Origin of the sequence: Lysobacter sp. HDW10 (genome assembly GCF_011300685.1) — a bacterium.
In the GTDB taxonomy this organism is placed as follows: Bacteria; Pseudomonadota; Gammaproteobacteria; order Xanthomonadales; family Xanthomonadaceae; genus Solilutibacter.
Genome location: NZ_CP049864.1, coordinates 2,021,540 through 2,042,633 on the forward strand (window position 1 = coordinate 2,021,540; position 21,094 = coordinate 2,042,633).

A 21,094-nucleotide genomic window follows, 5' to 3' on the forward strand; every position below is an offset into this window, starting at 1 on the left:
CTAAGTACCCCTCGCCCGCAAGCCGGAGATACTGCGCCACGCGGCGTTGAATTGCTGTGATTTCAGAAATCCTCATTTTTTGCATTCGCATTTACAAGCGATTGCTGAGTCCGCTGTTGGGACCACGCTGCCGTTTTTACCCCAGTTGCTCTACGTATGGTATCGAAGCGATTCAACGCTTCGGTCCACTTCACGGCGGTTGGCTCACAATGAAACGTATCGTGCGCTGTCATCCCCTCAATCCTGGTGGGATCGATCCCGTACCCGAAAAAACCGACAAGGAGCCGAAATGTCATCGACATTGATCACCAACGCGCGCATTGTGAACGAAGGACGGGAGTACGTCGCCGATTTGCGTATTGAAGGCGACCGCATTGCATTGATTGGTGATGCCTTGGCGAGCAAACCCGGCGAAACAGTGCGCGATGCCAAGGGCGCGTGGTTGATGCCCGGTATGGTTGACGATCAAGTCCACTTTCGTGACCCCGGCCTGACGCATAAGGGCGACTTGGCAACAGAATCGCGCGCTGCGGTGGCGGGTGGCATCACCAGCTTCATGGATATGCCGAATACCGTGCCGCCCACGCTGTCCGCAGACGTCTTGGAAGCCAAATATGCGAATGCCAAAGGTCGAAGCGCTGGCAACTATGGCTTCTACATGGGCGCAAGCAACGACAACTTAGAACACATCAAAGTGATTGACCCGCTGGCGACACCTGGCGTCAAAGTGTTTATGGGTGCATCAACGGGCAACATGTTGGTGGACAACCCGGAAACCCTAAACGGCATTTTCGCCGCGGCCCCTGTGCCGATCATTACGCATTGCGAAGACACCCCGATGATCGACGCAATGATGGCCAAGTACCAAGCGGAATACGGCGATGCATTGAGTGCCGAGCAGCATCCGGACATTCGTTGCCGCGAAGCTTGCATCAAATCGACGCGCTTGGCTTTGGAACTCGCCCGCAAGCACGATGCGCGATTGCACGTGCTGCACATTTCGACAGCAGATGAATTGGCCTTGTTTGAACGCGGCCCGTTGATTCGTGCGGATGGCACGCGCAAACGCATCACGGCAGAAACCTGCGTGCACTTCTTACATTTCGATCGTGCCGACTACGCCACGCTCGGAAACTTCATCAAATGTAATCCGGCGATTAAAGACGAATCGGATCGCTTGGCCATTCTGCAAGCCTTGGCGGAAGACGTGCTGGATGTGCTGGCCACCGATCATGCCCCGCATACCTTGGAAGAGAAGCAATCGCCCTACGCGAAAGCGCCCAGCGGCTTGCCATTGGTGCAATACGCATTGATCTCGGCCCTTGAGCGCGCACATGAAGGTGCCCTCACCCGCTCGCAAGTGGTGCAGAAATTCGCGCACGCACCGGCGCAACTTTTTGATGTCAAAGACCGTGGCTTTATTCGCGAAGGTGGCTATGCCGATTTGGTCTTGGTTGAATCCAAACCCTTCACGGTCAAACGTGAAGAGGTGTTGAGCAAATGCGGTTGGTCGCCGTTTGAGGGTCAGACCTTTCATCACCGCATCGCATCGACTTGGGTGAACGGTGAATTGGCGTGGGACGGCACGGCAATCCTCAATGCATCGGCGGGTCGACGCATGGAATTTGCCCGATGAGGCACCTGTGGCGCCTGCTGTTTTTTGTATTGGCGAGCGCCACCGCACATGCACAGTCGATCGACACGTCGCGCGTGATTTCACTGCCGACTGAAGCGCTGGAAGGCAGCCTGGTGATCGGTCATGCACCTGTGGGTGCACGCGTTTCAGTTTTTGACAAAGATATCCGAGTCGGCGCTGACGGCGCATTCGTTTTCGCGGTGCCCCGCGAAACGAAAGGCAGCGTACGCGTCACCTTCACCACGACGGCTCACGAATCCTATTCAAAGCAAGTCAAAGTGCTGCCTAAAGAATGGGTGGAGCAGCGCGTGAACGGTGTGCCGCCCGCGACCGTGAACCCACCGCCTGCCATTGCCGAACGCATTGCGCGCGAGCAAGCCAGCGTGGTCGAAGCACGCAAGCGCAACGACAACCGGGAAGACTTTCTGCAAACCTTTATTTGGCCCGTCAAAGGCCGAATCAGTGGCCAGTTCGGCAATAGACGCGTGTACAACGGACAGCCGGGCGCGGCGCATTCGGGTGCCGATATTGCTGCGGCCAAAGACACGCCCATCAAAGCACCCGCAGATGGCGTCATTACGTTCGCGAACCCGGATCTATATCTCACCGGCGGCACAGTCGTGCTCGATCATGGTTTCGGCGTCAGCACCAATTACCTGCACATGTCGCGCATCGACGTCAAAGTCGGCGATGTGGTGAAACAAGGCGATATTCTCGGCGCGGTGGGCGCTACCGGACGCGCCACGGGTCCCCATTTGCATTGGGGCATGAGCTGGTTTGAAACGCGCGTGGACCCGTTGTTGATGGTGCAAGGCCAATAACGCGCCCGCGCCTTATTTGGCGATGATCTTCCCGCGCACCGATGCCACTGCATCGTGCGCATGCAAGCTTTCAATATGTGCCACGCGCACTGCGAATTCGCAGCCCAAGTCTGTGCGATGCGACAGTGCGGCCGCAATTCGACGCGATGCATCTTCACAGAACATCAGGTTTTGCGCGTTGCGTTCGGCGAAGGCTTGCTCGTCTTCCCGCTTCACGGCGGTTTGCACAGGTGTGCCCAATGCGTCTTCAACGATGTCGATGAGCGCTTCGATTGGCAACGCAATGGTGCAGGTATTCAGCGTCAGCGTGACTTCGGCGCGACTTCTTTGCGCATGCGGCGTGGCCGCCATGCCCTCACTGGATCGCATCCATTCTGAAATTGCGTGTGAATCCGTCGGCGTGTCACCAAACTTCGTCAAGAACGCTTCTGCATTCTTTTGACGTGACAACGCAGCGGATGCAGGACACGTACTTGAATAGTCGATGTCGACGCGGAGTTCGAACTGTTCAATCGCTTCCTTGCGCACCGCACGCACACGCACCGGATACTGTTTCCAACCCGAGTATTGGCTGATCAACGCCTTGCGATCAATCAAGTGGAGGAAGCGCGCTTGAATCCGTGCAGCGTTTGCCAGACCACTTTGTGATGCCACGCAATCCGCCAACACTTCAGACAGACGCTGGGTAGTGAATAAACCGTTTGCGACGTCTGATTGCAAAGTGAGATACAGACGCGACATGTGAATCCCACGTGCCTCTGCATCATTGAGATTGACTTCGACATCCACCATCGCCGGCACACGCACGCCTTCAGAGACCTCAATGGGCATGGCCATGCCAGCCATTCCGACCCAATCCAAAGGTCTTGCAAAATCAGCTTGATCAAATGCCACATCGGGCAAGGCCTTACGCGAAACGCTTGTGTCTTTCATTTCACTATTTTAGCCGCTACGTGCTGCACGCCAACTGGCCCATAGCACACTGAAACGTCCGACCTTGCCGTTTGAGGCTGTGACGCGACGATCGGCGACCGAATCCAACAGGCGCCGCGCACGTGGGCCATGCGCATTGCCCTCACCGAGTGTGGCGTTCGGCACACGACCGGCTGAAATCATCATCGTTCTGAGCAGTCGTTCAGGTTGAACGGCAAACGTGCCGCCGAATACCCTGTGCTCCGCCATCGCGACAGATCGCGCAAAGCCATCCAGTGTTCGCGCGACGGCGTCGATATCGCCTGAGATGCCCGCATCGCGTTCTCTGAGTGCACCCATTTCGTTGGCAATGCTGCCCCAATCAACGTTTAAAGGCTGCAGCACACTGCTCAATGGGTGACGACGCGCGCCCTTGGCCCAGCCGCGCAGTTCTTCTTGCCACCAGGCGAGCTTGGCCAAGCCCGGTGTCGCATCCTCGCCCGACCAAGCGGCCATCGCCAACTCATCGAGCCACGCAAACCAGACCCATGCCATTTCGCGTGTATTCGCAGGCACAAAAAGCTCGGCGATTTCCCATTCGGGCCAATGTGCACACCACTTGTCACGCGCGGCCTGCAGCGTCACCGTTGTATCCGACATCAGGGCCACACGTCTGCAGCAACAAGTGTGGAAATGTCATCGATCATCAGATCGGCACCCCAAGTTTCAGGATCATCGCCTTCTAATCGGTAACCCCACAACGCGACGATCGAACGCATGTCGGCGGCGCGCGCGGCTTGAATATCGCGCTCGTCGTCTCCGACGTACACACACTGGTCGACTGAGACACCCATGTCTGCAGTAGCGTGCAAGAGTGGCATCGGATGCGGCTTGCGTTCTGCCAATGTGTCACCGCCGATCAATACTTCGCTGCGCGTCATCCAGCCGAGTTTTTCGACGATATCGCGCGCAAGACCTTCGGGCTTGTTGGTAATGATGCCCCAACGCACGCCTGCGTCTTCGAGTGTTTGCAGAAAGGCCTCGACGCCCGCAAACGGACGCCCGTGTGCACCTGATTCTTTGGCGTACACCGACAAGAATTCCGGCACGTGTGCAATGCGAGTGGCTTCATCCCATTCCGGGAATGCCGCACCAATCATGGCGCGTGAACCTTTCGACACATGCGGACGCAGATCGACCAAGGCCATAGGCGCAGCATTGCGTGCGGCTTTCATCACATTGATCGTCGCCAACATATCGGGCGCGCTGTCTAACAAAGTGCCGTCTAGATCGAACAGCACAACCTTGGGAAAACCCGCCATCTCAAACAGGTTTCCGCGCAGTCGCGAGATAGTTGATGTCGGTTCTCGTGCTCAAGCGCGCACGGCTCACCAACGGCAGGTACTCAATGCCGCGCACGTCGTCCAAGCTGAGCCCTGCATCGCGCACGCCTTGTGCCAATTCAGCGGGCTTGATGAAGTCACGGTACTGGTGCGTGCCTGTCGGCAACAGTCGCGCCACGTACTCGGCCCCGACAATGGCCAATGCAAAGGCCGCAGGCGTGCGATTCAATGTGGACATACACAAGGTGCCACCGGGCTTCAACAAGCGCGCACAGGCCGCCAAAATGGCACCGGGATCTGGGACGTGCTCGAGCATTTCCATGCAGGTCACAACGTCGTACTGGCCTGCGCGTGTTTCAGCCAAGTCTTCTACCGGTGTCAGCAAGTACTCGACATCCACGCCCGCATCCAAAGCGTGCAACTTCGCCACTTCGATCAACTCATGTGCCAAATCAATCGCGGTGACGTCTGCACCATTGCGCGCCATGGCCTCACTCAATAGTCCACCGCCACAGCCGACATCCAGCACCTTGGCACCGGCAAGCGGTGCTTGCGCTTCGATATAGGCAAGTCGCACCGGATTCAGCACGTGCAGTGCTTTTTGTGGGCCTTGCGCGTCCCACCAGCGACTGGCCAGTGCACCAAACTTATCGAGTTCGGCTTGGCGTGCGTTGACGTGCACCGTCATCGCGCGGCTCCCACGGCAGCGATTTTTTTCTGCCACGTGCGGGCGTTGGCCAATACGGCTTGCTCATCCATGTCGACCAAGATGCGCTGTTCCAATTTTTGCTTGCCTGCAATCCAAACGTCGCTGACATCATTGCGCGTAGCCGCGTAAACGATTTGAGAAATCACGTGATACAGCGGCTGCGTTTCGACGGATGACAAATCAATGCAGGCGAGATCCGCTTGTTTGCCGATTTCGATGGAACCAATGGCATGGTCCAGATGCATGGCCTTTGCGCCACCCAGGGTCGCGGCACGCAAAGCCTCGGGCGCGGACAGTGCTGAGGCGTCGTCTGCCACTGCCTTGGCCAAAATTGCCGCCGTGCGGGTTTCGCCAATCATGTCGAGGTCGTTATTGCTGGCGACGCCATCGGTACCGATCGCCACATTCACGCCGGCCTTCATCAAGGCACATGCCGGGCAGAATCCAGAAGCCAACTTGAGGTTGGATTCGGGGCAATGCACAACGCTGACACCGTGCTCAGAACACAAATGAATTTCTTCGTTGGTGAGTTGCGTCATATGGACCGCCATCAACCCTCGGTTAATCAAACCGAGACGTCGCAGGCGTTCAATGGGCCGCACACCGTAGTCGGCGATGGATTGCTCGACTTCTTGCGCTGTTTCGTGCAAATGCAAATGCACCGGAATACCGAGCTTTTCCGACATGTCTCTGACACGCGCGAAATTGTCATCGTCAACGGTGTACGGCGCATGTGGTGCCATGGACGTGGTGATCAGCGGCTTGCCGTTCAGCGCATGATGCACTTCTTCGGCGCGCGCAAAGTACTCATCGTCGTCCTTTGCCCACGCTGTGGGGAAATCAATCACCGGCAGCCCGACTCGGACACGGAAGCCCAGTGCCTCATAGGTCTTGGCTTGGATGTCCGGAAAGAAGTAGTTTTCGTTACAGGTCGTCGTGCCACAGCGCAGCATTTCAGCGACCGCATGCGTACAGCCCGCTTCGACAAAGTCCGGCCCGATCACGGCACCTTCGATCGGCCAAATGTGTTGTTGCAGCCAAACCTTGAGCGGCAGATCATCGGCCACGCCCCGCATCAGACTCATCGGGTTGTGCGTATGGGCATTCACGAAGCCTGGAATCAATGCGGCATTCGGGCGACGCACGGTTTTCGCAGCGGTGTACTGTTGATGCGCCTCTGCAATCGGCAGGATATCGACGATGGCGTCGTCACGAATCACTACGGCATGCGCTTCCAGCACGACCGCGTGCGGCACCACCGGCACCACATAGCCGGCTTCAATCAGAACATCACAAGCTTGCGGTGCGTTTTCTTTTTGCATCTTCTCTCGACTCTTCCAAATAGCGGCGCTTTGCGTAGCGCGTCAACATGCTTGACGCGACGCCAAGACACCTTCTTGGAACTGTATTACTTCACGCGGCTCACGTATTCGCCGCTGCGCGTGTCGACTTTGATGATTTCTTCTTGACCGACGAACAAGGGCACACGAACGACCGCGCCGGTTTCCAACACCGCCGGCTTACCGCCGCCACCCGAGGTATCACCACGGACGCCCGGATCGGTTTCGGTAATTTTCAATTCAACAAAGTTCGGCGGCTGCACAGCGATCGGCGTGCCATTCCACAAGGTCACGACACAGTCTTCTTCGCCCTTCAACCACTTTTCAGCGCCGCCCATACCGGATTTGTCGGCTTGCACCTGTTCAAAACTCTCCGGATTCATGAAGTGCCAGTATTCGCCATCGCTGTAGAGATACTGCATATCGGTGTCCATCACGTCCGCGACTTCTACGCTATCGGTCGCCTTCATGGTGATTTCTTGCACGCGGCCGTTCTTAATGTTGCGAAACTTCATGCGCGTAAAGGCTTGGCCTTTGCCCGGCTTCACGTATTCGGTTTCCGTAATGACGCAAGGGTCGTTGTTGACCAAAATCTTTTGGCCGTTCTTGACGTCGTTCATACCCAAAGTGGCCATCGCCGGTATCTCCTGAAGCTGGGGGTCGAAGCAACGTGCCGCAACCGAATAAAATAGTGTCCCCGGACATCCTGCCCGGAATTAGACCGTCAATGATACCTGCAGCCCTCCCCGCCCAAAAGTCCGAACCGAGCTGGCAAGCCGCTTGGCGCAATGCCGTGACCGACCCCTACGACTTGCTCTCGCGCCTGAACTTGGGTCATTTGTCGGCCACGGTGTCCGCCGAGGCACGGGCGCAATTCCCCTTGCGGGTTCCGGAAGCTTTCGTGGCGCGCATGGTCTCGGGTGACCCCCACGACCCCCTGCTCCGGCAGGTGCTGCCATTGGACGCCGAGTGTTTGGACGTTCCGGGCTTCAGTTTCGACGCAGTGGGCGACGGAAAAGCTCTGGCTGCGCACGGGGTCCTGCACAAATATGCGGGCCGTGTCTTGCTGGTCACGACCGGCAGTTGTGCCATCCACTGCCGCTACTGCTTTCGACGCCACTTCCCCTATGCCGACGAAACGGCCTCGATCAACGACTGGGATGCTGCTGTCGCCTACATAGCGTATGACAGTTCGATTACGGAGGTCATCTTGTCAGGGGGCGATCCCCTGTCGCTGTCTACGCCCAAGCTATCGGCACTCACCACCCAGCTCTCGCGTGTCGACCATGTGCAACGTTTGCGCATCCACTCGCGCCTGCCCGTCGTGTTGCCCGAGCGTGTCGATGATGCGTTGGTCACTTGGCTCAGTACCATTGAGCGACCCGTCACTTGGGTCGTGCATGCGAACCATGCGAATGAATTCGACCGCGCGGTTGCCGAAGCGCTCCAGCGCATTCGATTGCCACATGTCACGCTGTTGAACCAAGCGGTCTTGTTGCGTGGCGTCAACGATTCGGTAGACGCGCTCGCAGATTTGAGTGAAAAGGCTTATGCGCAGGGCGTCTTGCCTTACTACCTACACTTATTAGATCGTGTGCATGGCACCGCGCACTTTGAAGTCAACGAACAAGACGCAAAAGCGTTGATAGTGGGATTGCGCGCACGTTTGCCCGGTTATCTGGTGCCCAGACTTGCGCGTGAAACCGAAGGCCACGACAGCAAAGATTTGTTGGCCTGAAGGACGACGACTTCATAACAGACTAAAATTTCGCTTATAAAGAGTGTGTCTGCTTTCCAAAGATTCAGCCCCAGGATCCCAGTGCAATGGCAAAACAGGAAAATCTAACCATCCGCGTCCTTGTCATTGATGACAGGCCAGAAGATGCGGAAGCGTTGGTCAGCGGCTTGCGAAATGAAGGGCTGCCTGTTCGTGCCACCCGTCCTGCCTCCACTGATGAGCTCTTGAGCTGCCTCACCCAACAATCTTTTGAGTTGGTCATTTCCCAACAGAACAGCACGCTCGTCCCGTTCAAACTCTTGGTTGAAGAAGTCCACAAGACCGGCAAAGACCTGCCCGTGATCATGGTGTTGGAGAAGTTCGAACAAGAAAGCGTGTCTGAAGCGATCCGCATGGGCGTCGATGCTTTGGCCCTGAGCTGGGTACCCGGCAACGTCTTGAAGGTCGTCCAACGCGAATTCCAATTGTTGACCGGCCGCCGTGACCTGCGCCGACTTGAAGCGAGCTTGCGCGAAAGCGAGCGTCGTTGCGATGCATTGATTGACTCCTCGCGTGAGCCGATCGCCTATGTGCACGAGGGCATGCATATTCGCGCCAACCCGGCTTATTTGGAAATGTTCGGCTACGAAGATTTCGAAGACGTTGAAGGCATGTCGATCCTTGACATGATTGCGCCCTCGGATTCCGATCGCTTCAAGAAACTCCTGAAAGGCTTTTCCAAAGGCGAAGTATCGACGGATGATCGTCAGGAAGTTCAAGCACGCGATGCAGAAGGCAAGAACTTCGCCGCGTCGATGGAGTTCTCGCATGCCGAATATGAAGGTGAAGCCTGCCTTCAAATCATCTTCCGTCGCCAAGAGCTGTCTGCCGATCTTGCCCAAGAGATCGATGATCTGAAGCGCCGCGACGTGGCGACCGGGTTGATCAATCGCCCGACCTTCTTGCAATCGCTTGAGCACGCCGTGTCTGGCGCAGCGAGCAATGGCGATGTGCATGGCCTGTTGCAGATTCAATTGGATCATTACAGCCAGTTGCTCAATCAGCTGGGCATGGATGCGGCCGACAAATTCATGCGTGCCTTGGGCGATCGAATCCGCCCGCTCATGACGGAAAAGGCGGAGCTTGCGCGCTTGGGTGAGTCTTCGCTTGCGATCTTGGTTCGTCATGCGCCGCACACAGAAACGCGCGCGCTCGCCGAATCGATTGTTGACGTGGTTCGCGCAAATATCTTCAAAATTGAAGACCAATCGATTACAGCCACGGCCAGTGTCGCTGCGGTGCAAATCGGTGAACGCAATGCGCAAGTGACGCGTGTCTTGCGCCGTGCTGAAGACCTCATCAATACCGCCGTCGGCCTTGGCGGTAATCGCTTTGAAATGTTCGATCCAAGCGAAGTGGACCGTGCCGAAGAGGCGCGTATCGAAGCGTGGGTGCAACGCATTCGCCAAGCGATCGATTCGAACCAGTTGATTCTGCACTTCCAACCCATTGCGAACTTGCTCGGCGATCCGCAGCCCTTCTATGAGTCTTATTTGCGCTTGCTCGACGTGTCCGGCGAAGCCATCGCACCCGGCGCATTTTTGGCGATTGCAGAAGAACGCGACATGATTCGTGAAATCGACAGCATCGTGATCGATCGCGCCGCGCAAACTTTGGCTTCGAACGTGACCGAACCCCTCACTCGAATTTTGGCGCAAATCAGTAAATCCGCCTTGTCGGATCCTGCGCTTGCGGATGAAGTGGGTGCCGTCATCTCGAAGTACAACTTGCAGCCGGGTCAATTGCTGTTGCTCACGCACGAGTCCAGCGTGTCGACACAACTCGTGCAGGCCGCAGAACTCAAGACGGCTTTGGACAAAATCGGTAGTGGCTTGGTCATCGGTCAGTTCGGTGCCGGTCTTAACTCGTTCCAACTGATGGCGCATTTGAAGCCGAAATTCGTCAAACTCGATGTCAGCTTCATGACGGACTTTGCCAAGTCACCCGAACAGCAAAACAAAGTGCGCCAGTTGGCAGAAGCGGCCAAAGCCGCAGGTATCCCGACCATTGCACCGCAGGTGTCAGATACCGCTTCGATGACCACCCTGTTCACCAATAGCGTCGAGTTTGTCGAAGGCAACTTCCTGTCACCCCCCGGACCGAATCTCGAATTCGAGTTCTAATTCAGCCGCATTGCGATGCACATCAGCGGCCGATTCGCACCCTCGCCTACCGGTCCGCTGCACGCGGGCTCGGTGGTCGCGGCACTCGGCAGTTACGTACACGCCAAACGTGCCGGCGGTACGTGGCGCGTTCGAATTGAAGACGTCGATCGCACACGCGAAATCCCTGGCGCAGCGAGCCAGCAGCTCGAACAGCTCGGCGTACTTGGATTCCATGCAGACGGCGACATTGTTCGCCAGTCTGACCGTGGCCACCTCTACCAAGACGCGCTCAATGCGCTGATTGCGCAAGACCGTGCATTCGAGTGCCACTGCAGCAGAACTGACCTCATTGCGCAGGGCGGTATTCATCGCCACTGCGTGGCCGGACAGCGTCGACCGGATCCCGCTTGGCGCCTCCGCGTGCCTGCACAGTGCACGATTCAATTTGAAGATGTTCTGCGCGGCTCGCAGTCTCAACGTGTCGACGAATGCGTTGGCGACTTCGTCCTGAAGCGTTCGGATGGTCATTGGGCTTACCAATTGGCGGTCGTCATCGATGACGCAGCGCAACAGATCACCGAAGTTGTGCGCGGTGCAGACCTGCTGGATTCAACGGCGCGACAGAGGCTTCTGCAACAGTATTTGTCACTGCCAACACCCACCTATCTGCACCTGCCACTGCTGCTGGACGACGAAGGCAAGAAATACTCGAAAAGCCTTAATTCCGAGGCAATTACCGCAGTGAATGCAACGCGACACCTGCAACAAGCGTGGCAAATTCTAGGCCAAGAAGCAGTACCTGACGACGCACAACTCCCAGTTGAAATTTGGTTGCAACGGGCGATTGATCGCTTTGAGGTCCATCGCATTCCAACCGATTCGGTACAGGCTTGAGACGCACTAACGCGAATCGAAACCTTTGAAGCCTAGAATCAAAGACATTGAATTCCGAATGGTTCCAGGAGGCTCGTTATGTCATCACGCGTTGCATTTGTCACCGGCGGTATGGGCGGAATCGGTACCGCAATCGTCAAGCAGCTATCGCAGCAGGGCCATCGGGTCGCCACCAATTACCGAAACGAAGAACGCGGTCGCGCATGGCAGGCTGACATGAAAGCGCAGGGCTTCGATGTCTTTATCGTCAAAGGCGATGTCACCTCGGCCGAAGACGCCGAGTCGATGGTGAAAGCCGTTGAAGCCGCACTGGGTCCCATTGAAGTGCTGGTCAACAACGCAGGTATCACCCGCGACAGCACCTTTCATCGCATGAAGTCCGACCAATGGGGCGACGTCATCAATACCAACCTCAATTCTTGCTTCAACGTGACCCGGCCCGTGATTGAAGGCATGCGTGAACGCAAGTGGGGCCGAATTATTCAAATTAGCTCTATCAATGGCTTGAAAGGCCAGTACGGCCAAGCGAACTACGCTGCCGCCAAGGCGGGCATGCACGGCTTCACGATTTCACTCGCGCGTGAAAATGCCCGCAACGGCATTACCGTCAACACCATTTCTCCGGGCTACATCGCCACCGATATGGTTATGGCCGTGCCCGAGGAAGTCCGTAACAAGATCATTGCCGACATCCCCACGGGTCGTCTGGGCACCCCCGAAGAAATTGCCTATGGGGTGGTGTTCTTGGCCGGTGACCAAGCCAGCTGGATCACGGGGTCGAATCTGGATATCAACGGCGGCCACCACATGGGTTGGTAAAGCGCTTGAAACCATGCACAATGGTGCAGCGCGTCATCTACGGCGCCTGCATCAGGTCAACGCATGAATAAGCTACGAGTCATCAAGAAGTATCCGAACCGTCGTTTATACGACACAGAAATCTCCAGCTACATCACCGTCGAAGATGTTCGCCAGCTGATTCTGGACGGGCTCGATTTCGAAGTGCGCGATGCCAAGACAGGCGACGATCTGACGCGTCAGGTGCTGCTGCAAATTATTGCCGAGCACGAGCAGTCGGGTGAACCCGTGTTGACGACGCCGATGCTGAGTCAAATCATTCGTTTGTACGGTGACAGCATGCAAGGCTTCATGGGCAACTATCTTGAACGCAGCATGCAGCTTTTCATGGATCAACAAGCACAGTTTCGGCAGCAATTCGGCGGCATGTTAGGCCCATCGCCTTGGACCATGATGAATCAACTGGCCGAGCGAAATATGGAAGTGTGGAAGGACATGCAATCGCAATTCCTCAATCCGTCCAACCCGCAAACGAACAAAGACGAAGAAACACAGAAGCGCCGCAGCGGAAAATAAGATGTCCACCGAACGCAGTTTCGTTGACTATGTGTTCGAACAAGCCGCGCTTGGTGATGCGCTGACCTGCAAACCGATGTTTGGCGAGTACGGTGTGTATTTGGAAGGCAAGATCATCGCCTTCATTTGCGACAACAGTCTGTTTATAAAAGCGGCAGACGGCACGCAGCATTTGACGCGACATCTGCCCATGCGACCGCCCTACCCTGGCGCAAAAGACTATCCGGTGGCCGATGAGTTGCTCGATGACACCGATGCCTTGCGCACGCTGTTGATCGAGACCGAAAAGGCACTGCCGGCCCCGAAAATCAAAAAGCCCAAACCTGAGCGCAGTCGCGCACGCAAGCCGAAGAGCTGAACCTAAACCTTGCGTCGTTCAGCCATTCACATTCCGCTCTAAGTCGACGCGCCACACTGTTTTCCAGCAAGCGGCACCCGATGTGTCGTGGGAGTTTCCAAACATGACGATTCGTTTCTTGACGCGCTTGGCCGCAGTTGCACTGACTGTGCCCGCACTCGCTTCAGCTGCCGGTCTCGATGCCGGCAAGCAGGCCTCGCAATGCTTTGCCATGTACAAAATTGCCGAGCAAGTGCCCGCCAATGCATCGCACCGCAACGATCTGAAAAAGCTGCAAGGCTTGATGTCTTGGTCAATGCAGAAGAGCGCAGTGACGCAGAAGCAATTCACTGAATGGTCGGGCGAAATGATGGACAAGATGGGCTCGCCGAAAAAGCCCAACAAGACCTTTATGAACGCAAAGATTCAAAGCTGCAATGGCTTCGCCAAAGCGCAATATGCAGAATTGGCGAAAGAAAAAGGCGCGAAGTAATCGCGCCTTAGTGCACCGAGTTTCGACCCTCTAATTTGCGCGAGACGCCCAGAGCTCTGACACCTTTGTCGGCGGGGCAAATGTATCCGCGCGCGCTTCACGCCAAAAGTGTTGGAACACGGCGTGATCCGGCAAGGTATCGCCCAATAGCGCACCTGCATGCACGGCGGGATACAAGCTGGCCAAGGAACGAATTTCGGTCGGCGTGACGCGACGCAAGATATGTTCCGGCCCCAATTGACTGGGATGCTGCAAGCCTGCGGCACACAACATGTCGCGCAATGCCTTCAAGGTGTTTTCGTGGAAGTTTGCAACGCGCTGTGCTTTGTCTTCCACATCAAGGCGCGTCCAACGATGCGGATTCTGTGTGGCAATCCCCGTCGGACACAAATCGTTGTGGCAACTCAGCGATTGAATGCAGCCGAGCGAGAACATGAAGGCACGACCTGCATTACACCAATCCGCCCCCAAGGCCATGGTGCGCGCAATCTCAAATGCACCGGTAATACGCCCCGCTGCGCCGAGATGGATCTTGTCGCGAAGCCCTGCGCCGACCAGCGTGTGTTGGACGAGCATCAAGCCTTCGCGCATCGGCAGGCCGACATGGTTGATGAACTCAGACGGCGCCGCCCCTGTGCCGCCTTCCGCACCATCCACCACGATGTAATCCGGCAACAGCCCGGTTTCCAGCATCGCTTTGACAATGCCAAACCACTCCCAGGGATGGCCGATCGCAAGCTTGAACCCTGCCGGCTTACCGCCGGACATCGTGCGCATATCGTCGATCAATTGCAGCAATTCGATCGGTGTCGAGAACGCGGAATGTCGCGCTGGCGAAACACAGTCCTGCCCCATCGGCACGCCGCGCGTGATTGAAATTTCTTCCGTGACTTTGGCCGCAGGCAAGACGCCACCATGACCCGGCTTCGCGCCTTGGGACAACTTCAACTCAACCATTTTGACTTGCGGGTCTTGCGCGTTTTTCGCAAACAGTTCCCGATTGAAAGTGCCATCTTCGTTTCTGCATCCGAAGTAGCCGGAACCCACTTCCCACACCAAGTCGCCGCCAAATTCGCGGTGATAGGGAGAAATCGATCCTTCGCCCGTGTCGTGACTGAAATGACCCATCTTGGCGCCCTTGTTGAGCGCACGAATCGCATTGGCCGAAAGCGCGCCGAAGCTCATCGCCGAAATGCTGAAGACGCTGGCCGAATAAGGTTGCGTGACCTTCTCGCCGCCAATGCGAATGCGATAGTCGTGCTCGTGATGGGGTGTGGGCGCCATCGAATGGTTGATCCATTCGTACTTGTCGCCGTACATGTCGAGCTCGCTACCAAACGGCACGACGTCTGAGACGCCTTTCGCACGCTGGTATACCAGTGCGCGCTGATCACGCGAATACGGCACTTCTTCAATATCGCGCTGGATGAAGTACTGCCGAATTTCCGGGCCAATGGACTCGAGGCCGTAGCGAAAGTGCGCCAACACCGGATAGAGCCGGCGCAAGGTGGTCTTTTTCTGCAGCAGATCCCAAGTCCCCAAGGCGGACAGCGCAGCGAAGATGCACACCAGAATCCACCAGCCGTTTGAATGCAGCATCAGGCCCGCAAGCGTTGAAAGCACCAACCCTGCGAGGGAGATGAAGTAGGCCGAGTATCGGAGCATAGTCACGCGGAATTGAGAGGACACCTCAGTTTCGCAGCTTTGGGGAAAGACATCATCAAGGCACCGGCCGAACGCACCCGTTTCACGCGCTTGACATTCCAATGATGTCAACCTTCATCCTGTCAGGCACCTGATAAAGAAACGGATGCAGATCACCATGAAATCCACAGACGCGCCCATTGAAGTCGCCATTGAAGGCATGACCTGCGCTTCCTGCGCCGCACGGGTAGAGAAGGCCCTGAACACCCTCCCAGACGTGTCCACGGCTGCCGTCAATCTGGCCACCGAACGCGCCACCGTGCACGGCACTGCCAGTTTCGAGGCCCTTCGCCAAGCCATCGAAAAGGCGGGCTACAGCGCTCACCCTGTCGCGTCCACGGCACAGGAGACCGCGGCTGCAAAAGAAAAGAAGGTCGCGGAAGGTATCCGTATCCGTCGAGACCTTGTGTTGGCCGCCGCGCTAACGCTGCCTGTCTTCGTCCTGGAAATGGGTGCGCACATCATTCCGTCCATGCATGCATGGATCTCAAACACGATCGGCATGCAGAACAGCTGGTATCTGCAATTTGTACTCACCTTGCTTGTCCTTGCCGTGCCAGGCAGGCGTTTCTTCAGCACAGGCATCCCCGCCCTCGTACGTCGTGCGCCCGATATGAACGCCTTGGTCGCGGTCGGCACCTCTGCAGCGTTTGGCTACTCCACCGTGGCCACCTTTGCACCTTCCGTGTTACCGGCAGGCACTGCCAATGTGTATTTCGAAGCTGCAGCGATGATTATCGTGCTCGTCCTGCTCGGGCGATATCTCGAATCACGTGCGAAAGGTCGTACTTCGGAAGCGATCCAACGTTTGGTAGGTCTGCAACCGAACACCGCGCGCGTGCATCGAAATGGAAAAATCGAATCTGTGCCGATTGAACAGGTGAAGGTTAACGATGTGCTTGAAATACAGCCGGGCGCGCGTGTTGCCGTGGATGGTGAAGTGCTGGATGGCGAAAGCTATGTAGACGAATCAATGATCACAGGCGAACCCGTGCCGACACTGAAACGCAAAGGCCAGCGTCTTATTGCCGGCACCATGAATCAAAAAGGCAGTTTGACCCTACGTGCCACTGCGGTTGGCAGTGAAACCTTACTCGCGCAAATCATCCGCATGGTTGAGCAAGCGCAAGGCGCGAAGCTTCCGATTCAAAGTTGGGTTGACAAGATCACACTGTGGTTTGTGCCTGCCGTGATGGCCGCGGCCACACTGACATTTTTGATCTGGCTCGTCTTCGGACCCACACCTGCCCTCGCCTTCGCTCTCGTCAATGCGGTTGCGGTGCTGATCATTGCCTGCCCCTGCGCCATGGGGCTCGCGACACCGACGTCGATCATGGTCGGGACCGGACGGGGTGCCGAGCTTGGCATTCTGTTTCGCAAGGGCGAAGCGCTGCAGACGCTGAAAGATGTGCAGGTGGTCGCCTTCGACAAAACCGGCACCCTCACTGAGGGCAAGCCCGTGTTGGCAGATCTGGAAGTGATGTCAGGCTACGACGCCAACGATGTACTGGCGAAGGTTGCGGCCGTCGAATCGCGCTCTGAACACCCGATTGCGGGTGCCATTGTCGCTGCGGCAGAAGCACGCGCATTGGCCTTGGGTTCGGTCACGCAATTCGAATCGGTCACCGGATTCGGCGTACGCGCCGATGTGGACGGCACACGCATCGAAGTCGGCGCGGATCGATTCATGCGTCAATTGAAGTTGGACATCAGTGCGTTCGCCGCGACTGCTGCGCGGATGGCTGAAGAAGCAAAATCACCGATCTATGTGGCGATCGATGGCGCACTCGTGGCTGTCCTTGCCGTTGCCGATCAAGTGAAGCCCGGCACACGCAGCGCGATTGCGTCGTTGCATGCGCAAGGCCTCAAGGTTGCGATGATCAGCGGCGACCATCAACGTACTGCGGAGGCAATTGCCAAGCAGTTAGGCATCGATGAAGTCATTGCCGAAGTACTGCCGGACGGCAAAGTCAGTGCCGTTCGCCGCTTGCGCAAGGCACACGGCGTTGTGGCATTTATCGGTGATGGCATCAACGATGCGCCAGCACTCGCTGAAGCGGATATCGGCATCGCTGTCGGCAGCGGCACCGACATCGCCATGGAATCTGCAGACGTTGTCTTGATGTCTGGCAACTTGCACACGGTGCCTACTGCCATTGCCCTATCGAAGGCCACGTTGAAAAACATTCGTCAGAACTTGTTCTGGGCATTTGGATACAACGTTGCGTTGATTCCGATTGCGGCCGGCGTCTTGTACCCGTTCAACGGTGTCTTGCTGTCGCCGGTCTTTGCCGCGGGCGCCATGGCGCTGTCGAGTGTCTTCGTGTTGGGCAACGCTTTGCGCCTTCGTCGATTCCAACCCGAAGTGATGCAGGTGATTGAATGAACATTGGTGAAGCATCCAAAGCCACCGGCGTGTCAGCCAAGATGATTCGTTACTACGAGCAGATCGGTTTGATTCCGAAGGCAGACCGCACATTTTCGGGCTATCGCGCTTACGGGCCGTCCGACATTCACAGACTTCACTTCATTCGACGCGCACGCGATCTCGGATTCTCCGTCGCCGAGATCACGACATTGCTCGAACTGTGGCATGACACCGATAGGCAAAGCGCAGACGTCAAACGTTTAGCGCAAGCGCACATTGAAGATTTGGAAAGTCGGATGCAACAGATGCAGCAAATGACGGATACATTGCGCAACCTGGTCAAGTGTTGCGCCGGTGATAGTCGCCCGGACTGCCCCATCTTGGAGGGGCTTCAACACAGCCAGTGAATCAGTGGTGGTGCTCGGAGTGGGAATCGAACCCACATTCCCTTGCGGGAGACGGATTTTAAGTCCGTTGCGTCTACCAATTTCGCCATCCGAGCCCGCGTTGATTTTCTCACACTGAACGGCTTGACTCACAGCCATTAAAAAACCCGGCTAAGCCGGGCTTTGAAATCCATCTTGCGATGGAGGCCGAGGTCGGAATCGAACCGGCGTACACGGATTTGCAATCCGCTGCATAACCACTCTGCCACCCGGCCGGTGACTGGAAAAAGAAACCCCGGCAGTGCCGGGGTTTCGAATTTGGAGCGGGAAAAGGGACTCGAACCCTCGACCCCGACCTTGGCAAGGTCGTGCTCTACCAACTGAGCTATTCCCGCATTGAGTGGGCTATTTTAGCCACTGAAACGAACTTGTCAACTATTTGGATTGCCTTCGCCGCGCGTAAGCGTCGGCCATGCCGCCGCGAGATAGGCCAATCCTGACCACAAGGTCAACAAAGCCGCAATCGCAAGTAAATAGTCCGAAATTCTGAAGACAGGAATACCGAGGAAATTGTCTTCATACAGCAGGCCAGTTAAGGCCACCATTTGCGCAACGGTTTTGAATTTCCCGATGGCTGCGACTTTGACTTTCCCGCGCTCACCCACTTCGGCCATCCATTCGCGCAACGCAGACACGGCAATCTCGCGGCCAATAATGACGGCCGCCCACATCGCCATCCAGATGGTGGGATGCTTTTGCACAATGATCAGCAAGACCACGGCCACCATGAGTTTGTCGGCGACCGGATCAAGAAATGCACCAAACGCCGAATACTGGTGGTAGCGACGTGCGATCCATCCATCTAACCAGTCGGTGATCGACGCCAAGGCAAAGAGCGCGGCGGCGGCGATGTTGGCCCACTTATACGGAAGATAGAAACACACCACCAAGACCGGGATCATGACGATACGCGCAATCGTCAACATGGTGGGAATTGTGATTCTCATCCTTGCGTTCCGTCTGGGTCCATGGCCTCAATGCCATGGAGACCAGCATAAATCCTTTCGGCCAAGGCTTCACTGATTCCTTCCACCTTTGCGATGTCGAGCACGGATGCGGACTTCAATCCGCCCAATCCGCCGAAATATTTCAGCAATGCAGCGCGTTTTCGCGGCCCAATGCCTTCGATTTCTTCCAGTTTGCTCGACGTGCGTGCTTTTTGTCGTTTGCCTCGATGGCCTGTGATTGCAAATCGATGCGCTTCATCGCGCACTTGCTGGATGTACTGCAGCGCGGGGGAAAACGCACCCGGCTGCACTTCCCGCCCGTCGTCCAAGATCAAGGTTTCGTGCCCTGCCTTGCGTGCTTCACCTTTCGCGACACCGACGAGCACCACGCCTTCGACGCCGAGTTCACGCATCACGTCACGCGCTTGTTTGAGCTGTCCTTCCCCGCCATCAATCAAGAGCACATCTGGCAAGCGCGGTCCTTCTGATGCTTCTGCGACGCGCTCAGCTTCGGTTTCTTGCAAGGTGTCCTTGGGACGGAAACGACGCGACAAGGCTTGGTGCATGGCGGCATAGTCATCACCTGGTGTAATGCCGGTGATGTTGTAGCGGCGATATTGGTCGCGCACTGCGCCTTTCTCGTCAAACACCACACATGACGCCACCGTCGCCTCGCCTTGCGTGTGGCTGATATCGAAACATTCCACGCGCTTGGGTGTTGCTGTGAGGCCCAAGAGCTCAACCAACGACGCCACACGTGCAGCCTGCGCACCTTGGCTTGCGTTTTCTGTGTTGACGGCGGTGGCGACATTTCGACGCGCCATATCGAGCAGCACGGCGCGTCTTCCGCGCACTTGCGTCCGCACTTGAACCGCGCGCCCAGAAGCCTCCGTCAGCGCAGCCTGCAGAATCTCGCGATCGTCGAAGTCTCGGTCCACCACGATTTCGCGCGGCGGCGCGTGTTCGAAGTAGTACTGCGACAAAAACGCACCCAAGGCATCGGACACATCGGAATGTCCATTGAGCTTCGGAAAGAATGTGCGCGTGCCTAGATTGCGACCGTCGCGCACCGAGAGCAAGACGACGCACGCGGTGCCGCCGAGAATGCTTGCGGCGAGCACATCCAAATCCCCTTCCGGATTCTCAACACTCTCACGCGCTTGGAGCTTACGAATACTGCCGATCAAGTCGCGAAGTTGAACCGCGCGCTCGAATTCCAAAGCTTCACTCGCTTCATGCATCTGCGTCGTGAGTTCTTGTGTCAGTGCATCACTTCGACCCGACAGAAAGTATTCGGCCCGACGTACGTCTTCGGCATAGTCTTGCTCTGAAATCAAACCGACACAGGGCGCAGTGCAGCGACCGATCTGATACTGCAAACAGGGACGGCTGCGATTCTTGAAGACGCTGTCCTCGCAATTGCGAAGCTTGAACAAGCGATGCATCAGATTCAATGTGTCGCGCACCGCAAGCACGCTCGGGTAAGGCCCATAGAACCGCCCTTTGCCCGCGCGCGTGCCGCGATGCGACTTGATGCGCGGCCACGCACCTGCGGTCACCAACACATAGGGATAGCTCTTATCGTCACGCAGCAGAATGTTGTAGCGCGGCTTGTGCGCTTTGATCAGTTCGTTCTCAACGAGCAAGGCTTCGCTTGCAGAACGCGTCACCGTCACTTCCATGCGCTGGATCTGCGAGACCATCAGCGCAATGCGACCGTTGTGCGCCTTTGAGAAATAGCTTGAAACGCGTTTCTTGAGTGAAGCGGCTTTGCCGACATACAGCAATTGATCGTCCGCACCGTACATGCGGTAGACGCCAGGCGCATTGGTCAGATGTTTGACGAACGCCTTACCGTCGAAGGGCACGGGCGGTTGCTCAGTCATGA

21 protein-coding genes and 3 tRNA genes are annotated in these 21,094 nt (G+C 56.7%); 12 read left to right on the forward strand and 12 right to left on the reverse strand.

Going from position 1 to position 21,094, the window contains the following annotated elements; genetic code table 11:
- Positions 1 to 56 precede the first annotated feature (56 nt).
- From yidD to G7069_RS09780, 3 genes are read left to right on the forward strand one after another with little or no spacing between them, the layout of a single operon-like run.
- The gene (gene yidD, locus G7069_RS09770; protein ID WP_205758716.1) at positions 57 to 305 is read left to right on the forward strand and encodes a membrane protein insertion efficiency factor YidD; all 249 of its coding nucleotides are present in this window, start codon (positions 57 to 59) and stop codon (positions 303 to 305) included.
- Positions 290 to 1,636 carry a dihydroorotase gene (locus tag G7069_RS09775; RefSeq protein ID WP_166297062.1) on the forward strand — a complete coding sequence of 449 codons (1,347 nt, stop codon included), beginning with the start codon at positions 290 to 292 and terminating at the stop codon, positions 1,634 to 1,636. Before yidD ends, G7069_RS09775 begins: the two co-directional genes overlap by 16 nt.
- Positions 1,633 to 2,457, forward strand: coding sequence for a M23 family metallopeptidase (locus G7069_RS09780; protein WP_166297064.1), 825 nt, complete (start codon positions 1,633 to 1,635; stop codon positions 2,455 to 2,457). Before G7069_RS09775 ends, G7069_RS09780 begins: the two co-directional genes overlap by 4 nt.
- A 12-nt stretch (positions 2,458 to 2,469) precedes the next feature.
- Here G7069_RS09780 and folE2 read toward each other — a convergent pair whose 3' ends face one another.
- The 6 genes from folE2 to efp all read right to left on the reverse strand — a co-directional run bounded on the left by folE2 (position 2,470) and on the right by efp (position 7,396).
- A complete protein-coding gene (folE2, locus tag G7069_RS09785; RefSeq protein ID WP_166297066.1) occupies positions 2,470 to 3,390 on the reverse strand; it encodes a GTP cyclohydrolase FolE2 in 921 nt (306 codons plus the stop codon).
- 9 nt (positions 3,391 to 3,399) lie between these two features.
- The gene (locus tag G7069_RS09790) at positions 3,400 to 4,029 is read right to left on the reverse strand and encodes a hypothetical protein (RefSeq protein WP_166297068.1); all 630 of its coding nucleotides are present in this window, start codon (positions 4,027 to 4,029) and stop codon (positions 3,400 to 3,402) included.
- A complete protein-coding gene (gene gph, locus G7069_RS09795; protein ID WP_166297070.1) occupies positions 4,029 to 4,691 on the reverse strand; it encodes a phosphoglycolate phosphatase in 663 nt (220 codons plus the stop codon). Before gph ends, G7069_RS09790 begins: the two co-directional genes overlap by 1 nt.
- 1 nt (position 4,692) lies before the next feature.
- On the reverse strand, positions 4,693 to 5,400 hold the full coding sequence (ubiG, locus tag G7069_RS09800; RefSeq protein WP_166297072.1) for a bifunctional 2-polyprenyl-6-hydroxyphenol methylase/3-demethylubiquinol 3-O-methyltransferase UbiG: 708 nt from the start codon (positions 5,398 to 5,400) through the stop codon (positions 4,693 to 4,695).
- Positions 5,397 to 6,743, reverse strand: coding sequence for a TRZ/ATZ family hydrolase (locus G7069_RS09805; RefSeq protein ID WP_166297074.1), 1,347 nt, complete (start codon positions 6,741 to 6,743; stop codon positions 5,397 to 5,399). Before G7069_RS09805 ends, ubiG begins: the two co-directional genes overlap by 4 nt.
- Before the next feature lie 86 nt (positions 6,744 to 6,829).
- Positions 6,830 to 7,396 carry an elongation factor P gene (efp, locus tag G7069_RS09810; protein ID WP_166297076.1) on the reverse strand — a complete coding sequence of 189 codons (567 nt, stop codon included), beginning with the start codon at positions 7,394 to 7,396 and terminating at the stop codon, positions 6,830 to 6,832.
- A gap of 92 nt (positions 7,397 to 7,488) precedes the next feature.
- Here efp and epmB point away from each other — a divergent pair, with 92 nt between their 5' ends.
- From epmB to G7069_RS09845, 7 genes are all read left to right on the forward strand, one after another.
- Positions 7,489 to 8,499, forward strand: a complete 1,011-nt coding sequence (gene epmB, locus G7069_RS09815; protein WP_166297078.1) for an EF-P beta-lysylation protein EpmB — start codon at positions 7,489 to 7,491, stop codon at positions 8,497 to 8,499.
- A gap of 86 nt (positions 8,500 to 8,585) precedes the next feature.
- Entirely contained in the window at positions 8,586 to 10,661 is a 2,076-nt protein-coding gene (locus G7069_RS09820) for an EAL domain-containing protein (RefSeq protein ID WP_166297080.1), read from the forward strand.
- Between the two features lie 15 nt (positions 10,662 to 10,676).
- Positions 10,677 to 11,537 carry a tRNA glutamyl-Q(34) synthetase GluQRS gene (gluQRS, locus tag G7069_RS09825; RefSeq protein WP_166297082.1) on the forward strand — a complete coding sequence of 287 codons (861 nt, stop codon included), beginning with the start codon at positions 10,677 to 10,679 and terminating at the stop codon, positions 11,535 to 11,537.
- Between the two features lie 78 nt (positions 11,538 to 11,615).
- Positions 11,616 to 12,356: a beta-ketoacyl-ACP reductase gene (locus G7069_RS09830; protein WP_166297084.1), complete on the forward strand. Its 741-nt coding sequence runs from the start codon at positions 11,616 to 11,618 to the stop codon at positions 12,354 to 12,356.
- A 63-nt stretch (positions 12,357 to 12,419) separates the two neighbouring features.
- Entirely contained in the window at positions 12,420 to 12,911 is a 492-nt protein-coding gene (phaR, locus tag G7069_RS09835; RefSeq protein WP_166297086.1) for a polyhydroxyalkanoate synthesis repressor PhaR, read from the forward strand.
- Position 12,912: 1 nt separating this feature from the next.
- The gene (locus G7069_RS09840) at positions 12,913 to 13,269 is read left to right on the forward strand and encodes a TfoX/Sxy family protein (RefSeq protein WP_166297087.1); all 357 of its coding nucleotides are present in this window, start codon (positions 12,913 to 12,915) and stop codon (positions 13,267 to 13,269) included.
- Between the two features lie 103 nt (positions 13,270 to 13,372).
- Positions 13,373 to 13,741 (forward strand): hypothetical protein, encoded by a 369-nt coding sequence (locus G7069_RS09845; RefSeq protein ID WP_166297089.1) that lies wholly within the window; start codon positions 13,373 to 13,375, stop codon positions 13,739 to 13,741.
- Positions 13,742 to 13,771: 30 nt separating this feature from the next.
- Here G7069_RS09845 and G7069_RS09850 read toward each other — a convergent pair whose 3' ends face one another.
- A complete protein-coding gene (locus G7069_RS09850; RefSeq protein WP_166297715.1) occupies positions 13,772 to 15,406 on the reverse strand; it encodes an FMN-binding glutamate synthase family protein in 1,635 nt (544 codons plus the stop codon).
- A 157-nt stretch (positions 15,407 to 15,563) separates the two neighbouring features.
- Here G7069_RS09850 and G7069_RS09855 point away from each other — a divergent pair, with 157 nt between their 5' ends.
- Both G7069_RS09855 and cueR read left to right on the forward strand, forming a co-directional pair.
- The gene (locus G7069_RS09855; protein WP_166297091.1) at positions 15,564 to 17,831 is read left to right on the forward strand and encodes a heavy metal translocating P-type ATPase; all 2,268 of its coding nucleotides are present in this window, start codon (positions 15,564 to 15,566) and stop codon (positions 17,829 to 17,831) included.
- Positions 17,828 to 18,220, forward strand: coding sequence for a Cu(I)-responsive transcriptional regulator (gene cueR / locus G7069_RS09860; protein ID WP_166297093.1), 393 nt, complete (start codon positions 17,828 to 17,830; stop codon positions 18,218 to 18,220). Before G7069_RS09855 ends, cueR begins: the two co-directional genes overlap by 4 nt.
- An 8-nt stretch (positions 18,221 to 18,228) precedes the next feature.
- On the opposite strand, the gene G7069_RS09865 is transcribed toward cueR, so the two are convergent.
- The 5 genes from G7069_RS09865 to uvrC all read right to left on the reverse strand — a co-directional run bounded on the left by G7069_RS09865 (position 18,229) and on the right by uvrC (position 21,092).
- Positions 18,229 to 18,315, reverse strand: a tRNA-Leu gene (locus G7069_RS09865).
- A gap of 85 nt (positions 18,316 to 18,400) precedes the next feature.
- Positions 18,401 to 18,474 (reverse strand) — tRNA-Cys (locus tag G7069_RS09870).
- Positions 18,475 to 18,518: 44 nt separating this feature from the next.
- A tRNA-Gly gene (locus tag G7069_RS09875) sits at positions 18,519 to 18,594 on the reverse strand.
- Positions 18,595 to 18,630: 36 nt separating this feature from the next.
- Positions 18,631 to 19,206 (reverse strand): CDP-diacylglycerol--glycerol-3-phosphate 3-phosphatidyltransferase, encoded by a 576-nt coding sequence (gene pgsA, locus G7069_RS09880; RefSeq protein ID WP_166297095.1) that lies wholly within the window; start codon positions 19,204 to 19,206, stop codon positions 18,631 to 18,633.
- Entirely contained in the window at positions 19,203 to 21,092 is a 1,890-nt protein-coding gene (gene uvrC, locus G7069_RS09885) for an excinuclease ABC subunit UvrC (protein ID WP_166297097.1), read from the reverse strand. The genes pgsA and uvrC overlap by 4 nt, the downstream gene beginning before the upstream one ends.
- Positions 21,093 to 21,094 lie beyond the last annotated feature (2 nt).

Bases quoted from the DNA above. Each gene is read 5' to 3' on its own strand.
- ubiG (WP_166297072.1), bottom strand. From the start codon at position 5,400: ATGACGGTGCACGTCAACGCACGCCAAGCCGAACTCGATAAGTTTGGT.
- G7069_RS09805 (WP_166297074.1), bottom strand. From the start codon at position 6,743: ATGCAAAAAGAAAACGCACCGCAAGCTTGTGATGTTCTGATTGAAGCC.
- G7069_RS09780 (WP_166297064.1), top strand. From the start codon at position 1,633: ATGAGGCACCTGTGGCGCCTGCTGTTTTTTGTATTGGCGAGCGCCACC.
- gph (WP_166297070.1), bottom strand. From the start codon at position 4,691: ATGGCGGGTTTTCCCAAGGTTGTGCTGTTCGATCTAGACGGCACTTTG.
- G7069_RS09855 (WP_166297091.1), top strand. From the start codon at position 15,564: ATGAAATCCACAGACGCGCCCATTGAAGTCGCCATTGAAGGCATGACC.
- G7069_RS09820 (WP_166297080.1), top strand. From the start codon at position 8,586: ATGGCAAAACAGGAAAATCTAACCATCCGCGTCCTTGTCATTGATGAC.
- phaR (WP_166297086.1), top strand. From the start codon at position 12,420: ATGAATAAGCTACGAGTCATCAAGAAGTATCCGAACCGTCGTTTATAC.
- efp (WP_166297076.1), bottom strand. From the start codon at position 7,396: ATGGCCACTTTGGGTATGAACGACGTCAAGAACGGCCAAAAGATTTTG.
- G7069_RS09775 (WP_166297062.1), top strand. From the start codon at position 290: ATGTCATCGACATTGATCACCAACGCGCGCATTGTGAACGAAGGACGG.
- uvrC (WP_166297097.1), bottom strand. From the start codon at position 21,092: ATGACTGAGCAACCGCCCGTGCCCTTCGACGGTAAGGCGTTCGTCAAA.
- G7069_RS09850 (WP_166297715.1), bottom strand. From the start codon at position 15,406: ATGCTCCGATACTCGGCCTACTTCATCTCCCTCGCAGGGTTGGTGCTT.
- G7069_RS09845 (WP_166297089.1), top strand. From the start codon at position 13,373: ATGACGATTCGTTTCTTGACGCGCTTGGCCGCAGTTGCACTGACTGTG.
- gluQRS (WP_166297082.1), top strand. From the start codon at position 10,677: ATGCACATCAGCGGCCGATTCGCACCCTCGCCTACCGGTCCGCTGCAC.
- folE2 (WP_166297066.1), bottom strand. From the start codon at position 3,390: ATGAAAGACACAAGCGTTTCGCGTAAGGCCTTGCCCGATGTGGCATTT.
- G7069_RS09830 (WP_166297084.1), top strand. From the start codon at position 11,616: ATGTCATCACGCGTTGCATTTGTCACCGGCGGTATGGGCGGAATCGGT.
- epmB (WP_166297078.1), top strand. From the start codon at position 7,489: ATGATACCTGCAGCCCTCCCCGCCCAAAAGTCCGAACCGAGCTGGCAA.
- pgsA (WP_166297095.1), bottom strand. From the start codon at position 19,206: ATGAGAATCACAATTCCCACCATGTTGACGATTGCGCGTATCGTCATG.
- G7069_RS09790 (WP_166297068.1), bottom strand. From the start codon at position 4,029: ATGTCGGATACAACGGTGACGCTGCAGGCCGCGCGTGACAAGTGGTGT.
- cueR (WP_166297093.1), top strand. From the start codon at position 17,828: ATGAACATTGGTGAAGCATCCAAAGCCACCGGCGTGTCAGCCAAGATG.
- G7069_RS09840 (WP_166297087.1), top strand. From the start codon at position 12,913: ATGTCCACCGAACGCAGTTTCGTTGACTATGTGTTCGAACAAGCCGCG.